Source organism: Rhodococcus sp. FH8, assembly GCF_019266085.1.
Taxonomy (GTDB): Bacteria; Actinomycetota; Actinomycetes; order Mycobacteriales; family Mycobacteriaceae; genus Rhodococcus_F; species Rhodococcus_F qingshengii.
Map to the genome: position 1 here is coordinate 161,593 of NZ_LPNQ01000077.1, position 14,379 is coordinate 175,971.

Sequence of the window (14,379 nt, forward strand, 5' to 3'; positions counted from 1 at the left end):
GTGAATATTTGTCTGAAATAACTGATACAAGTACTACTTTTGACGGGTACTGTACGAGCGTCCAGCTCCATTCCGATTTCCGCTCTGTTCGAGTGACCTCCTTCCGTGCGGTTCCCGATCCACGTCTGTTGCTAGCTGAGGAGAGTTCGTGTTGGTGAGAAGAAGTTCCGCGGTCGTGGTGGCGGCGTTGGTCGGTGGCGTGCTGGTGGCAGGTGGCGTTGCTTCGGCAGCTCCGACGTCATCTCCCGCGGTGGAGAACTCGATCGGGTTCAAGCTGGGTTGCGATGGTTATGAACATCTGGCTGTTGATATCGCGGATGTGTTTCATTCGACGGGTGTGACGGTGTCTGCACCGGAGAAGGTGGTGGCGGGGTCGACGTTCACCTATCGGGTTCAGCCGAACGTGATGTCGGTGCCGACGGGTGGGCATGCAGGCCGCAGTGTCGGTAAATGGACGCGGCTCAAGTACGACTTCGATATACCTGCAGGGGTGTCGTTGGTGGATGCTCAGGTCGTGGCAGGTACTTCGTCGAATTTGTCCGGTGTAACTCCGTCGGTGATTCGGATCAACGACGGCGGTTCGCCGGATGGCGCGGGTACGCATCTGCGTATTTCGGGGAACAATCAGACTGCTGACTCGAACAACAAGGGCGGTAACGGCCCGAGCACGAGCAAGAACAGTGACGGTGGAATCGAGGTAGGGGCAGGGAAGACCTTCCGGTTGCCCGCGATCGACGTGACGGTGGTTGCCGGTGCCGCGGGTAGTACGGTGCAGCCGAAGTTGCGTGCCACAGATGGTGATTCGGGTGCGTTCAATTCGCCGAAGAATGCGTTCACGTTCTTGCAGTACGAGACCCTTTGGCCGGGGTACTGGGAGCGCTACAACTGCTCTCCGCGCGATTCGAGTGGTGGTGGGTTGAATGCGGGTGGTCAGGCATTGGCCACCGTCAACGTCGTCTCGCAGGCGGCGACCTCGACCACAGTGACATCCGGCGCGGCTGCAACGGTCGGTCAGTCGACCGATTTGGTTGCGCAGGTCTCCCCGGCACCGACAGGCGGCACCGTTCAGTTCAAGGATGGCGGAACTGACATCGGCGCCCCGGTGGCCGTCGTCAATGGCGTTGCCACACTGCCACATACATTCACCGCGGCAGGCGGTCACTCCATCACCGCTGTATACGACGGTGTTCTCGAGTTTCTGACATCCACGTCACCAGCACGCACAGTGAGCGTGGCCGCTGCCGATGTACAGACGACTGCGTCGTTGACAGTGCCGAGTAGTGCCGTCGAGCAGACCTCGGTCGCGCTGACCGCAAACATCTCACCGGCAGCTAACGGTGGAACGGTCCAGTTCAAGGACGGTGGCATCGACATCGGCGGACCCATCGCGGTGACTGGCGGAGCGGCGACCCTGGATCACACGTTCACCACGACGGGATCACACTCGATCACTGCGGTCTACTCAGGTACTGCAGGTTTTGGTGGTTCGACCGCGCAAGCTCAGACCATCGAGATCTCGAGCTCAGCGCTGAGTACGACTACAACGCTTCAAGTTCCGGCTACGGCGGTCACGGGTACGGCCGTAGATCTGACCGCTACCGTCGCTCCGAACAACGCTGTCGGCGCGGTGCAGTTCAAGTCGAACGGCACTTCGATCGGTTCACCGGTTGCAGTTGCGTCGGGTGTTGCGACGCTGTCGCATGCGTTCGATGTTGCTGGTGCTCAGAGTGTTACCGCTGAATTCACTGCTGCTGCAGGGTTTGTGAGTTCGTCGGCGTCTGCTCAGACGGTGACGGTGTCGGATCCGGCTCCGGTGGATGTGGTGACCACGACGTCACTCTCGGTTCCCGCGACGGCGGTTACGGGTACTGCGGTTGATCTGACGGCGACGGTTGCTCCGAACAACGCTGTCGGTACGGTGCAGTTCAAGTCGAACGGCACTGCGATCGGCACTCCGGTCACGGTGACTGGCGGTGTTGCGACGCTGTCGCATGCGTTCGATGTTGCTGGTGCTCAGAGTGTTACGGCTGACTTCACTGCTGCTGCAGGGTTTGTGAGTTCGTCGGCGTCTGCTCAGACGGTGACGGTGTCGGATCCGGCTCCGGTGGATGTGGTGACCACGACGTCGCTCTCGGTTCCCGCGACGGCGGTTACGGGTACGGCGGTTGATCTGACGGCGACGGTTGCTCCGAACAACGCTGTCGGTACGGTGCAGTTCAAGTCGAACGGCACTGCGATCGGCACTCCGGTCACGGTGACTGGTGGTGTTGCGACGCTGTCGCATTCGTTCGATGTTGCTGGTGCTCAGAGTGTTACGGCTGACTTCACTGCTGCTGCAGGGTTTGTGAGTTCGTCGGCGTCTGCTCAGACGGTGACGGTGTCGGATCCGGCTCCGGTGGATGTGGTGACCACGACGTCGCTCTCGGTTCCCGCGACGGCGGTTACGGGTACGGCGGTTGATCTGACGGCGACGGTTGCTCCGAACAACGCTGTCGGTACGGTGCAGTTCAAGTCGAACGGCACTGCGATCGGCACTCCGGTCACGGTGACTGGTGGTGTTGCGACGCTGTCGCATTCGTTCGATGTTGCTGGTGCTCAGAGTGTTACGGCTGACTTCACTGCTGCTGCAGGGTTTGTGAGTTCGTCGGCGTCTGCTCAGACGGTGACGGTGTCGGATCCGGCTCCGGTGGATGTCGAGACCACGACGTCGCTCTCGGTTCCGGCGACGGCAATCACGGGTACGGCGGTTGATCTGACCGCGACGGTAGCTCCGAATACTGCTGTGGGTTCGGTGCAGTTCAAGTCGAATGGCACTGCAATCGGCACTCCGGTCACGGTGACTGGTGGTGTTGCGACGCTCTCGCATTCGTTCGATGTTGCTGGTGCTCAGAGTGTTACGGCTGACTTCACTGCCGGTGCAGGGTTTGTGAGTTCGTCGGCGCCTGCTCAGACGGTGACGGTGTCGGATCCGGCTCCGGTGGATGTCCAGACCACGACCTCACTCTCGGTTCCCGCGACTGCCATCACGGGCACGGCTGTTGATCTGACCGCGACGGTAGCTCCGAACAATGCTGTGGGTTCGGTGCAGTTCAAGTCGAATGGCACTGCGATCGGTTCACCGGTGACGGTGTCCGGTGGGACCGCGACGCTTACGCATTCCTTCGATGCCGCTGGCGCGCAGAGCATTACCGCGGATTTCACCGCGGGTGCCGGATTCAAGAACTCGGTTGCGAGTGCGAAGTCAGTTCAGGTCAGTGTTGCCGACCAGGAATCCGTCGTCGAACTGAATATTCCGACCGACGCCAAAACTGGTGTGGCGACCGACTTGTGGGCAACCGTCCGAACGTCGTCGGATGATGCTGTCGGCGTCGGAACCGTGCAGTTCTACGACGGTGGGGTCGCGATCGGCGGTCCTGAAGCGGTTACGGCCGGCGCTGCCGGCCTGACGCATTCGTTTACCTCTGCGGGTGCGCACAGCATCACTGCGGTCTATTCGGGAGGAGCCGGTGTAGTCGGATCCTCGGCCCAGGCGCGGACGGTGAATGTAACGGACCCTGCGCCTTCGGATGTCACCACGGAGACTGTGGTGACGGTGCCTGGTGATGCCGTGGTGAACAAGTCGGTGACCCTGTCGGCGACTGTCAGTTCGGTGCAGAACGGTGGAACGGTGCAGTTCATGGATGGGGATACTCCGATCGGTGACGCTGTGGCAGTGGTCAACGGGATCGCGGCGCTGAACCACACCTTCACCACAACTGGCACGCATTCGATTTCGGCAATCTACAGCGGGGCAACCGGATTCACAGGATCCACCTCGACGGCCCACGCAATTCAGATCAAGGCTGCAACCGGCGGTGGCACGGGCAGCCTCGGTTCAGGAAGCGCTGGCTCAAGCGATTTCCTTCCGTTCGGTTCCTGACCGGAACAGTTCAGGTCGCGGCCCCGAGGCAATATCCCTCGGGGCCGATCGACAGGGTGAACTGCATCGAGCGCGAGTTACCGGTTCCGTCGCTGACGGGCAGGGTGACACGGACGTAGTCGCCGCGAACCGGAGTGACTATTGCAGCGTCGGCGTCGAAAGACTTGATACCGGCCAGCTGATTCGGATCGAGCTTGAGAGGCGGCTGGCCGGTGGCGCCGGTGCCGTCCGGATCCCACGGGCTGTTGCCGGGGCAGATCAGTGGATAGAACGTCTCGACGTCGCGGGTATTGACCGGCCGTCCCGTGGCGCGTGAGAGAAACCTGACGACGGCGTGGGAAGCGTCGGCCGCGGTGTAGAAGTTTGATTGCCCCGCAGGGAAGACGAACGGGCACGCATAGCCGGAAGCGATCTCCGAGCGCTTGGCGGCGACGGAGAGTCCGCCGCCGCTCCAGGTGACCGCGTACTGGCCGTCGACGCCTGGTGCAGCGACGGCCGTCAAGATGGCGGGAACATCCGAATATCGGTCGGCGATCGTTGTGGGCGGCATCGTCCAGCATGCATTCGTGAGCGCAGCCACGTCCAAGGACACCAGGTCCGTTGCCCAAGCTGCCAAGGCCGGCGCAGCAGCCGGATTGCCGGGCACGTCACCAACCGGAGGTGGCGCGACCGGCGCAGCGGGCGCAATTGTCGTCGTGGGTGCGAGAGTGGTTGTCGTCGTGGTTTCAGTCGTCGGCGGAGACGGTTCGTCCGTCAGGATTCCCGTCCGTCCGTCGTCCTCACATGCGGTTATCGCCAACGTCATGGCGAGTGCGACTGCCCCCACTGCCGCTCGTCCTGCCGACTTCATTCGTTCGTACGCCCCTTTTGCGACATTCTGACCAACATCCACCCCAGAACTGCTGCGGGTCAGATCACGGATTCCCGTCTACGCTAGCGAACTGTGGATCCCGTTTACAGAACAGTCATCGGCATCGCCCGTACCGTCTTCGCTTTCGAGGGCCTGAAGTTCTCCGTCAAGGGAGAGCAGAACATCCCGGCGTCCGGTGGCGCCGTGATCGCGATCAACCACACCGGGTACATGGACTTCACGTATGCGGGACTGCCGGCACGGACCCCGAAGCGCTACATCCGGTTCATGGCCAAGAAAGAGGTCTTCGACAACAAGATCTCCGGACCGATCATGCGGGCCCTCAAGCACATCCCGGTCGACCGCGGCGCGGGCGCCGACTCCTACAAGGCGGCCGTAGATTTCCTGAAGCGCGGCGAATTGGTGGGCGTGTACCCCGAAGCCACGATCAGTCGGAGCTTCGAGATCAAGGAATTCAAGTCCGGCGCCGCCCGCATGGCGATCGAGGCGGGCGTCCCGATCGTTCCCGTCGTCATCTGGGGCGCTCAGCGCGTGTGGACGAAGGGTTATCCGAAGCGTTTGGGCCGCACCAACACTCCCATCTCCATTGCCGTCGGCGAGCCGATTGCACCTTTCGAGCCGGCGAGTGAGCTGACGGCGAAGCTGCGGTCGACGATGCAGGAGTTGCTGCTCGATCTGCAGAAGAACTACGACCATCCCGCCGGCGAGTACTGGGTGCCGGCCCGCCTCGGTGGCAGCGCGCCGACGCTCGAGCAGGCCGACAAGATGGATGCCGATGAGGCCGAGGCGAAAGCCAAGGCTCGCGAGGCGCGGAAGTCCGAAGGCTGACCGATGTCCTTCGAACCCGTTTACACCGCTGTCGAGGTAGTCGCGCGTGGTTTGAGCGGTTTCCAGGGCGTGAAAGTCACCCGCACCGGGACGGAACACGTCCCGGTGTCCGGCGGTGCCGTCATCGCGATCAACCACACGAGCTACCTCGATTTCATACCGGCGGCCCTGGCGGTCGGTACCGCGAAACGCAAGCTCAGGGTGATGGCAAAGGCCGAGTTGGCGGACAACAAGGTCCTCGGCGTCCTCATGCGTGGATGCGGCGTCATCGAAGTCGATCGCTCTGCCGGAGCGCAGGCGTATCGAGCCGGAGTCGACGCCCTGAAACGGGGCGAACTGGTGGGCGTCTACCCGGAGGCGACGATCAGCCGGAGCTTCGAGATCAAGGAAATGAAATCCGGAGCAGCTCGGATGGCCATCGACGCCGGCGTACCGATAATTCCGCTGATCGTCTGGGGCGCCCAGCGGATCGTCACCAAGGGCGGACCGAAAAATCTGGGCCGCAATCATTTCCCGATCTCGGTGGAGGTGGGTGCACCGATCGATCCGGTCGAGCCCGCCGAAGCGCTGAGCGAGATCCTGCGCATCGAGATGGATGCGATCCTGCGCCACGTTCAGGACGGGTTCGTGCACGAGCCCGGGGCGTACTGGGTGCCTCGTCGACTCGGCGGTGGCGCACCGACGCCGGAGGAAGCTGCGGCCATGGACGCACAGGAACGCGCGAAGCGGGCGCGCTGAGCGAGACCGTCGTACCGGGCAGGCACAATGGCGGTGTGAGCCCAGACCGTCGTATCAGCCCTGACCGCCCAACCTTGGTTGCGACCGATGTCGACGGCACCCTCATCGATCACGACGAGTTGGTCAGTGCCCGCACCCGCGCCGCCGTGCATGCCGTCGTCGAATCCGGCACGCCGTTCCTGCTGGCAACCGGGCGTCCTCCGCGATGGATTTCGCCCGTCGTCGAGGGCTTGGGATACGCGCCACTCGCCGTCTGCGCCAATGGAGCCGTTGTCTACGACAGCTACGCCGACCGCGTCCTCAGCGCCGCGACCTTGTCGGTCGACGCACTCACCGAACTCTCCGAGCTGGCACTGGTTGCACTCCCGGGCGCAGGTTTGGCCGCGGAACGAGTGGGGGAGAGCGCACATGACGCCGCCACCCCACAGTTCGTCAGCTCACCGGACTACGAACATGCCTGGCTCAACCCGGACAACACCGAGATGTCCGAGGACGAAGTGCTTGCGGCGCCGGCCGTCAAACTCCTGATTCGCCGTCCAGGCATGACCAGCACGGCGATGTACGACACGCTCGCTCCGCACGTCGGTGCGCTCGCCGACATGACGTACTCCACCGAGAACGGACTGATCGAACTCTCGGCGCCGGGCATCACGAAGGCGTCGGGCCTGGTTGCTGCCGCGGAGAGGTTCGGCTTCGACCTGTCGGGTCTGGTTGCCTTCGGGGACATGCCCAACGACATCCCGATGCTGGGGATGGCACGCCTCGGCGTTGCCATGGGCAACGCTCACCCCGAAGCCAAAGCCGCAGCCGACGAGGTCACCGACACCAATTCGGCGCACGGGGTCGCAAAAGTCCTCGAGCGCTGGTGGTCGTAGAACCCACCAGCGCCCGAGGACGTGTACTGCGCGAGTGTCAGCCGACAGGCGCGCTGTTGGCCATTTCCTGGGCAAAGGTCTCGTTGTAGGTCTTGAGGACCTTCGTGACCATGCCGGTGATCTGGTTGAAGATCAGCGAACCGTTCTCGAAGTCGCTGCGCAGGCCGTCCGGGATCGAGTACTCGTCCGAGATCGGCAATCCCAGTTCACCCGCGTCGGAACCGAAGCTCTGCCACGACTTGAAGATCTCGCCGAGCACGGTGAACACTCCGCCGTTCGGCGAGGTGTAGACAGCGCCGTTCTGGAACAGCGCACCCTGGTTGCCGAGCTTCGCCTGCAGAATTCCGGACAGTGCCTGGCCGAGGCGTCCGATCTCGCCACCTTCGGCGATCCACTTCTGCGCGAGCGGTGAATTGTCGGTGATCTGCAGAATCTGGGTGACCAGATCCGGGATCGACGAACCGGTGCCACCGGTGACCGTGTCGACCGGAGTGGTCGGCTTGGGCGCAGGCGTCGACGGATTGGAAGGGTTCGAGGGGTTCAACGTTCCCCCGATGTTCGCGGCCGCGATGTTCCGGATGTCGTTCATGTGTGCGTATGCGGCATCACCCGGGCACGCGGTGTTTCCGACGTCGCGGTGGGCGAAGATGATCGGCAGATCGACTGCTGCGCCCTGCGGGTACGGCGTGAACTCGGTGCCCTCGGAGTACATCGTCGTTCGGCCCTTGGGATCGAGTCCGGCCATGCCGAGCTTCCAACCGAGGAACTTGCCGACGGCGTTGAGCGTCGCCTGCGAAGGCTCGACGGTGGAGTAGTCGCCCATCATCGCGATACCGGTGGTGTTCTCGTTGAATCCACCCGCGTGTGCACCCTGAACTGCCTTGTCGAGTCCGCCTGCGCGGCCTTCGAAGGTCTGACCGTACTTGTCGACGAGGACGTTGTATCCGACGTCGCACCAGCCGAGCGTCTGTGCGTGGTAGGCGTAGATCGAGCGGACGATGCCGGCCGATTCGGCCTTCGTGTAGTTGTTGCTACCTGCGGTGTGGTGAACGGTCGCGCCACCGATGAAGTCGTCGTAGGTGGGGGAGTCGCAGCGAAGTGACTCGTCTGCTCCCCACTGAGCACGGGTGATGACGGACGGTCCGCTGCCGCCGAGCGGCGCTGCGACGGCCTGCAGATTGCTGTCTGCCTCGCTGGCACCCGGGTCGATCAACACGGCGGTGACGGCATCTGCTGCCGTCGTCACCTGGCGAAGCGGCTTGGACACCGAAGCGGGTGTGTACCCGAGTTCGCCGGTGGCTGCGGGTGCTTCAGCGGGGGCAGCTTCCGGAGCGGGCGCGGGGGCAGCTTCCGGAGTCGGGGCCGGCACAACCTCGGCTGCGGGAGCAGCGGCACCCTGCGGCGTGAGGATCTGGATGGACTTGGTGGCGCCGACGAAGACAGGTTCGGTGGCGGTACCGGCGTTGGTGGCCTGATCCGAGCTGGCGGAGTCGATGGCGTCAGGGGTGAACCACGGGCCCCAGGTGCCGTCTTCGGCCAGGGCGCGGACCTTGGACTGCGCCGAGGCGATGGTGTCCGAGGTCAACGCGACCATGCTGAACGGAGTGTCGCGGGTGACTTCCTTGACCACGGCACCTGGCTCTTCCTCGGAAGGAACCGGAGCGGTTTCGGTCGGGGCGCCGGGAGCAGCGGGTGCCGGGAACAGCTCGGTCGGCAGCGTGATCCCGGGAGGTAGCGGGATTTCGGTCGGGAGCTTGAGGTTTCTCAGATCACCGAGGTTGATGTCGGGGAGATCGAGACCGGTCAGCTCCTTGACCGGAATGATGATGTCGGGCACCGACGCGAGGAGCACCTCTGCGATCTGGGTCGGCACTGCTACTGACGTCGTCTCGTTCGCGGAACGTACATCGGACGTAGTGCTCGTGAAGCCGTAGACCGCAAAAGGACTTGCGACAGCCACTGCGGCTACAGCCCCGAGTACGAGCGAGGGCTTCGGTCGACGGTGTGGCAAGGGATTACTCCTCGGTTGTAGTTACTTGCGAGCGAACTTCAGGGCCGATGACGGCCGTGAACGGAATCCTTCAAAACCGGATCCGAGCAGGTCGGATGCCATGTTCTGGGGTTGAACTCCAGTTTTCGGACGCGTACGTCTGCAACTCGTGATGCTGATGTGACTCGTGTGACTGGTGTTGCTAACTCCAAACACTCTTGCCACACTAGTCACAAAAGTCCATAACGCTCAACCTTAGGGTGAGACTTTAGTTAAATCGTTGTGGACTGGCCTGCGCGCGAAGTACCGACTTCGCGGACTCGTGAGGCCGGTAGCGATGAGGAGAGCATTGATGGCGAGAAGCGGAAGAAGCGGAACTGCAGGTAAGAAGCCTGTGTCCGGTCGCGCAGGTCGCTTTCTGGTGGGCGGACCCGGGAGGCGAACCTCGCTGATGCGGATCTCGGTCCTCGGTCTCGTTCCGGCTCTTGCGCTCGGCGTCGCGATCGGAGGTTTCACGCAAATCCGCGCTGACGAGCCGTCGATCCTGCACGCCGTCGCTGCCGACACGCAATTCACGCTCTCCGGGCACGGCAACGGACATGGCCGTGGAATGGGCCAGTGGGGCGCTTACGGCTACGCCAAGAACGACGGCTGGTCCGGCGAGCGAATCCTCAGTCACTACTACGGCGGAACCATCCTGGACTCGATGCCGCCCGCCCAGATGAGTGTGCGGCTCACGGCCCAGGACAACTCGACGCTCGACGTCTACTCCGACGCCGGCCTCGTGGTCAACGGTCAGCGCACCGCGCCCGGCGAGGCTGCCCATCTCACTGCACTGCCCGGTGGCGGTGCGCAGGTAGTGGTCACCAGCGGGTGTGGTGGCGGGGTTGTCTGGGAAGCGGTCACCGAGCATCCGTGGGTGGACCCGGTGGACCTCGGTCCTGATCGACCCGCCGACCAGTTCCTGAAGCTGTGCAACAACGACGCGCCCTATCGCGGTGCCCTCGGCGTAGTGCTCGACAACGGCTCGGCTCGGACAGTCAATCTCCTCGACATGGAGGACTACCTGCTCGGCGTGGTGCCGGTCGAAGCGAAGGCCGAATGGGCCGATTCCGGTGGGGCCGAAGCGCTACGGGCGCAAGCCGTGGCAGCACGCTCGTACGCTGCGACCGAGCATCGCAGCTCGTACGCCGACACCTGCGACACTCAGGACTGCCAGGTCTACGGCGGAGCGGGCAAGGAAGATCCCCGCACCACCGAAGCCGTCCGGTCCACCGCCGGCGCCGTTCTGTCGCGTGACGGCAAGATCGTTGCCACCGAATTCTCCTCGTCCACAGGAGGTTACAGCTCCGGCGGTGAATTCCCGGCCGTCGAGGATCTCGGTGACGCCCTTTCTCCGAATCATGACTGGACAGTGAATCTGACCGCAGGGCAGATTGCGGACGCCTTCGATGTGGGTGAGCTGCAATCGCTCAAGATTCTCTCGCGCAACGGATTCGGTACCGACGGCGGGCGAGTGACGGCAGTCGAGGTAGTCGGAACAAATGCAACTGTTGGCGCCACCGGAATTCAGTTCCGCCAGAAACTCGGCCTGAAATCCGACTGGTTCACCATCGGTGACGGTGCGGGTGTGGTAGTGGCACCGGATTCGGAATCGAAAGTGCCGGAATCTAATTCGCCATCCGACGATCCATCGGGTACGGTTACGGAGACGCAGATCGAGAAGAAGTATCGGGAGCTCGGCGGTGAAAGCGGCTCTCTCGGTGCTCCTGCCGGCCCGGAGATGCAGTTGCCCTCCGAAGCAGGCACTTTCCGTGTCTACGAAAACGGAACCATCATCTGGACAAAGGTTTTGGGCGCGCAGGTAGTTGATGCCAACGTGCTCCGCGAGTGGATACCGACGGGCGGAAGCTAGGGGAAGGTCGGTCGGTACCGACTCGCACGTATCGACTCTGAAGGGTCTCTGCCGTAACCCGGCGGAGGCCCTTCAGGTCGTTCAGGGTTCGTTGGTTGTCGGTCAGATGGTCGGGGCGTCGCCGAGCAGGCGGTACTCGAGCCACAACTCCGCACGTTCCGTGGGGGAGCCGAGGTCGAGCTGGAGAAGGCTCTCGATCCGAGCGAGTCTGCTGCGCAACGTATGCCGATGAATATTCAGCGCTGTGGCTGCGGCGTCGCCCACCCCGTTGTGTGCCAACCACATGGCCAAGGTCCGGTAGAGATCGCTACCGCCCTTCGCTTCCAGAAGCGGGCGCAAGTGTGCCGCCGCGAATGCCGTCGAGCGATCCTGGTCGAGAAATGCGGACAATCCGCTCTCCGAGAGTTCGGCGAACCGCATCGAAGGCAGGTTGCGGGCACCCGCCTCGGCTGCTGCTTGCGCGGCTTGGCGTCTGGCGCGCGAGAGATCGTCCCACCACAGCATGTCCGACACGCCGACGGTGACGTCGATTTCGTTGACACGGGCGAGGATTCGCCCGCTGTCGGTAGCCGAGACGACGGCAATCAGTGCACCGTCGGTGATGCCGAACGCCAGATCGCGGCTGAGACCATCGAGCAGTGAGACGGACACGCTCTCGAGCAGGCCACTCGGGCCCGCTACGTGGAAGACCTGGAAAGGCTCGACCGGAAATCCTCCCCACAGTTCCCCGGAGATGTTGCGGGCGAGCGCATTCTGTCCCTCGAACAGCTGATGCATCGCAACGGTACGAAGGTGGTTCATCGTCAGCTGTGCGTCTCGGGTTCGAGCCGTCATCAACGTGAGCAGAGACGCGGCTGCGATGACGATGCCCTGATTCAGTGAACCGACGGCGCCGGGGCAGCCGGCGACGAGGTACCCCATCAGCTTTCCCCTCGACGTCAGCAGCGGATGGGAGATGACGTCCTCGTTCTCACTCGTGAGGAAACTGACTTCCATCGGGCGGGCGTCGCGCTCGGGGGCAGTTCGCTCGATTCCGGCGGCCGCGGCGGTGTGTGAGATCTCGACGGTATGTCCGGCCGAGTCCAGCAGAGCCGCCCATCCGCCGATCAATTCCGCCACCCGTCGTACGACTGCCCGGGTGCCGTTGACCGTCACCGCAGCTTGAAGCAGTCGCCGCAGGCTCTGGTAATTGCTGCGCAGCGCTTTCATGTCGTCGTCGGATTGCGCCTTCGACACCGCTTTGGTCAGGGCGATGAAAGGTGTTCGCAATGGGACGTCGAGAAGGGGCACACTGAAACGGGTGGCCGCATCCACCAGAGTCTGTGGCGCCTGCTCGTATCCGAGGCCGGTTCCGAAACCGATTCCGGCAATTCCGGCCGCCACCAGGGTCCGTACGAATCGGGTCGTTTCCGCGGCCGTCGTCGGTAGTGACACCCCGGTGATGAGTAGTAGTTCACCGCCGTCGAGGAAGGGCGTCGGGTCGGGAAGTTCGGAGACATGTGCCCAGGTCAGGGTGCGATCGAGCTGGTCGTGCCCAGCCAGGACGCGAAGGCCGAACTGTTCGGTCGCACAAAGCTGGCGGAGCGTGATGGGCATGAGTCCAGTCTGACACCTCGAACTCGCCACTTTGTAGTGCCTGCGGTCACGTTTGTACAAAGTGGAGCCTGACGCGAGCTTGCCGAAGGTCCGACACTGGCGCTATCGAAAATGCGCTCCGGATAGAGCGCCACCGAGATCCACGTCCCGAACAGCCCACAAGGAGTACTGATGTCCAGTACAGACCAGCCGGCACTTCAGCACACGCTGAAGAAGCGGCATCTGTCGATGATTGCGATCGCAGGCGTCATCGGCGCCGGACTGTTCGTCGGCTCCGGTGTGGCGATCCAGGAGACGGGACCCGGTGTCCTGATTTCCTACGCGCTTGCCGGCGTAGTCGTCATCCTCGTGATGCGCATGCTCGGTGAGATGTCGGCAGCGTCGCCGGAAACCGGCTCGTTCTCCTCGTACGCCGACAAGGCCATCGGCCGCTGGGCGGGCTTCTCGATCGGCTGGCTGTACGCCTGGTTCTGGATCATCGTGCTCGGGATCGAGGCCACCGCCGGTGCCCTCATCATGAATCGCTGGGTCCCCGGCGTTCCCCAGTGGACCTGGGCATTGATTCTGATGATCGTGCTGACGCTGACCAACATCATCTCGGTCAAGTCGTTCGGCGAGTTCGAGTTCTGGTTCGCCTCCATCAAGGTCGTCGCCATCATCGCGTTCCTCGGCATGGGCATCGTGGCGATCTGCGGATGGATGCCCGGCGTCGAAGCACCCGGAATGACAAACCTGACCGGTCACGGCGGCTTCCTGCCGAACGGAACAGGAGCGATGCTCGCCGCAGTCCTTGTGGTCGTGTTCTCGTTCTTCGGGGCCGAAATCGCCACCATCGCCGCCGGTGAATCGGCCAACCCGCTCGAAGCTGTTCGCGCAGCCGTCAAATCCGTCGTCTGGCGAATTCTCATCTTCTACATCGGCTCGATCGCAGTGGTCGTCACCCTGCTTCCCTGGGACAGCGCGTCGGTTGCACTCAGCCCGTACGTCGCCGTCATGGACTCCTACGGCATTCCGGCCGCGGGCAACATCATGGACGTCGTCGTCCTCACGTCGGTTCTGTCCTGCCTCAACTCCGGTCTCTACACCGCGAGCCGCATGATCTTCTCCCTCGCCGGCCGCGGCGACGCCCCCAAGTCGCTCTCACGTATCGAGAAGACCGGCGTCCCGATGCGCGCTGTCCTGGTCTCGACGATCGTCGGCTTCCTGACCGTCGGCATGAACTACCTCTCCCCGGACAAGGTCTTCCTGTTCCTGGTCAACTCCTCCGGTGCGATCGCGCTGTTCGTCTGGCTGGTCATCTCGGTGTCCCAGCTGCGCACCCGCCGCAAGCTCGAAGCTTCGGGCCAGGAGCTGGAACTCAAGATGTGGTTCTTCCCGTACCTGACCTACGCCACGATCGCCGCCATCATCGCGCTCTGCATCGGCATGCTCACCCTGGACTCGACGCGCAGCCAGATGATCGTGTCCCTGGGACTTGCAGCGATCCTCGTGGGTATCGGGCTCTACCGCTACCGGAACCACAAAGACACCGACGCCGACGCCGAGGTCGCGCCCGTCGCCGAGAGCGCTCCCACACCCTGACACCAACGTCCCCATCTGCGAGATACTTCGATGTCCTAGTATCGGCCACGGACAGAGAAATCGACG

At 63.2% G+C, this 14,379-nt stretch carries 9 protein-coding genes; 6 read left to right on the forward strand and 3 right to left on the reverse strand.

Annotation, left to right across the window (positions count from 1 at the left end; translation table 11 throughout):
* The first annotated feature begins 154 nt into the window (after positions 1 to 154).
* Entirely contained in the window at positions 155 to 3,919 is a 3,765-nt protein-coding gene (locus tag ATN38_RS22480) for an Ig-like domain-containing protein (RefSeq protein ID WP_218748705.1), read from the forward strand.
* 10 nt (positions 3,920 to 3,929) lie between these two features.
* Here ATN38_RS22480 and ATN38_RS22485 read toward each other — a convergent pair whose 3' ends face one another.
* Positions 3,930 to 4,769 (reverse strand): hypothetical protein, encoded by an 840-nt coding sequence (locus ATN38_RS22485; RefSeq protein WP_218748707.1) that lies wholly within the window; start codon positions 4,767 to 4,769, stop codon positions 3,930 to 3,932.
* Positions 4,770 to 4,862: 93 nt separating this feature from the next.
* Between ATN38_RS22485 and ATN38_RS22490 the strand changes: the two genes are divergently transcribed.
* From ATN38_RS22490 to ATN38_RS22500, 3 genes are read left to right on the forward strand one after another with little or no spacing between them, the layout of a single operon-like run.
* Positions 4,863 to 5,618 (forward strand): 1-acyl-sn-glycerol-3-phosphate acyltransferase, encoded by a 756-nt coding sequence (locus ATN38_RS22490; RefSeq protein WP_003943903.1) that lies wholly within the window; start codon positions 4,863 to 4,865, stop codon positions 5,616 to 5,618.
* Positions 5,619 to 5,621: 3 nt separating this feature from the next.
* Entirely contained in the window at positions 5,622 to 6,356 is a 735-nt protein-coding gene (locus ATN38_RS22495; protein ID WP_042447599.1) for a 1-acyl-sn-glycerol-3-phosphate acyltransferase, read from the forward strand.
* Positions 6,357 to 6,409: 53 nt separating this feature from the next.
* A complete protein-coding gene (locus tag ATN38_RS22500) occupies positions 6,410 to 7,231 on the forward strand; it encodes a Cof-type HAD-IIB family hydrolase (RefSeq protein WP_037131235.1) in 822 nt (273 codons plus the stop codon).
* Between the two features lie 37 nt (positions 7,232 to 7,268).
* Here ATN38_RS22500 and ATN38_RS22505 read toward each other — a convergent pair whose 3' ends face one another.
* Positions 7,269 to 9,242 (reverse strand): N-acetylmuramoyl-L-alanine amidase, encoded by a 1,974-nt coding sequence (locus tag ATN38_RS22505; protein WP_065455065.1) that lies wholly within the window; start codon positions 9,240 to 9,242, stop codon positions 7,269 to 7,271.
* 331 nt (positions 9,243 to 9,573) lie between these two features.
* On the opposite strand from ATN38_RS22505, the gene ATN38_RS22510 reads away from it, so the two are divergent.
* The gene (locus ATN38_RS22510) at positions 9,574 to 11,136 is read left to right on the forward strand and encodes a SpoIID/LytB domain-containing protein (protein ID WP_042447603.1); all 1,563 of its coding nucleotides are present in this window, start codon (positions 9,574 to 9,576) and stop codon (positions 11,134 to 11,136) included.
* Between the two features lie 102 nt (positions 11,137 to 11,238).
* Here the strand turns inward: ATN38_RS22510 and ATN38_RS22515 are convergent, their stop codons facing one another.
* On the reverse strand, positions 11,239 to 12,732 hold the full coding sequence (locus tag ATN38_RS22515; protein WP_003943944.1) for a PucR family transcriptional regulator: 1,494 nt from the start codon (positions 12,730 to 12,732) through the stop codon (positions 11,239 to 11,241).
* A 171-nt stretch (positions 12,733 to 12,903) separates the two neighbouring features.
* Between ATN38_RS22515 and ATN38_RS22520 the strand changes: the two genes are divergently transcribed.
* A complete protein-coding gene (locus ATN38_RS22520) occupies positions 12,904 to 14,313 on the forward strand; it encodes an amino acid permease (RefSeq protein ID WP_042447605.1) in 1,410 nt (469 codons plus the stop codon).
* Positions 14,314 to 14,379: the final 66 nt, after the last annotated feature.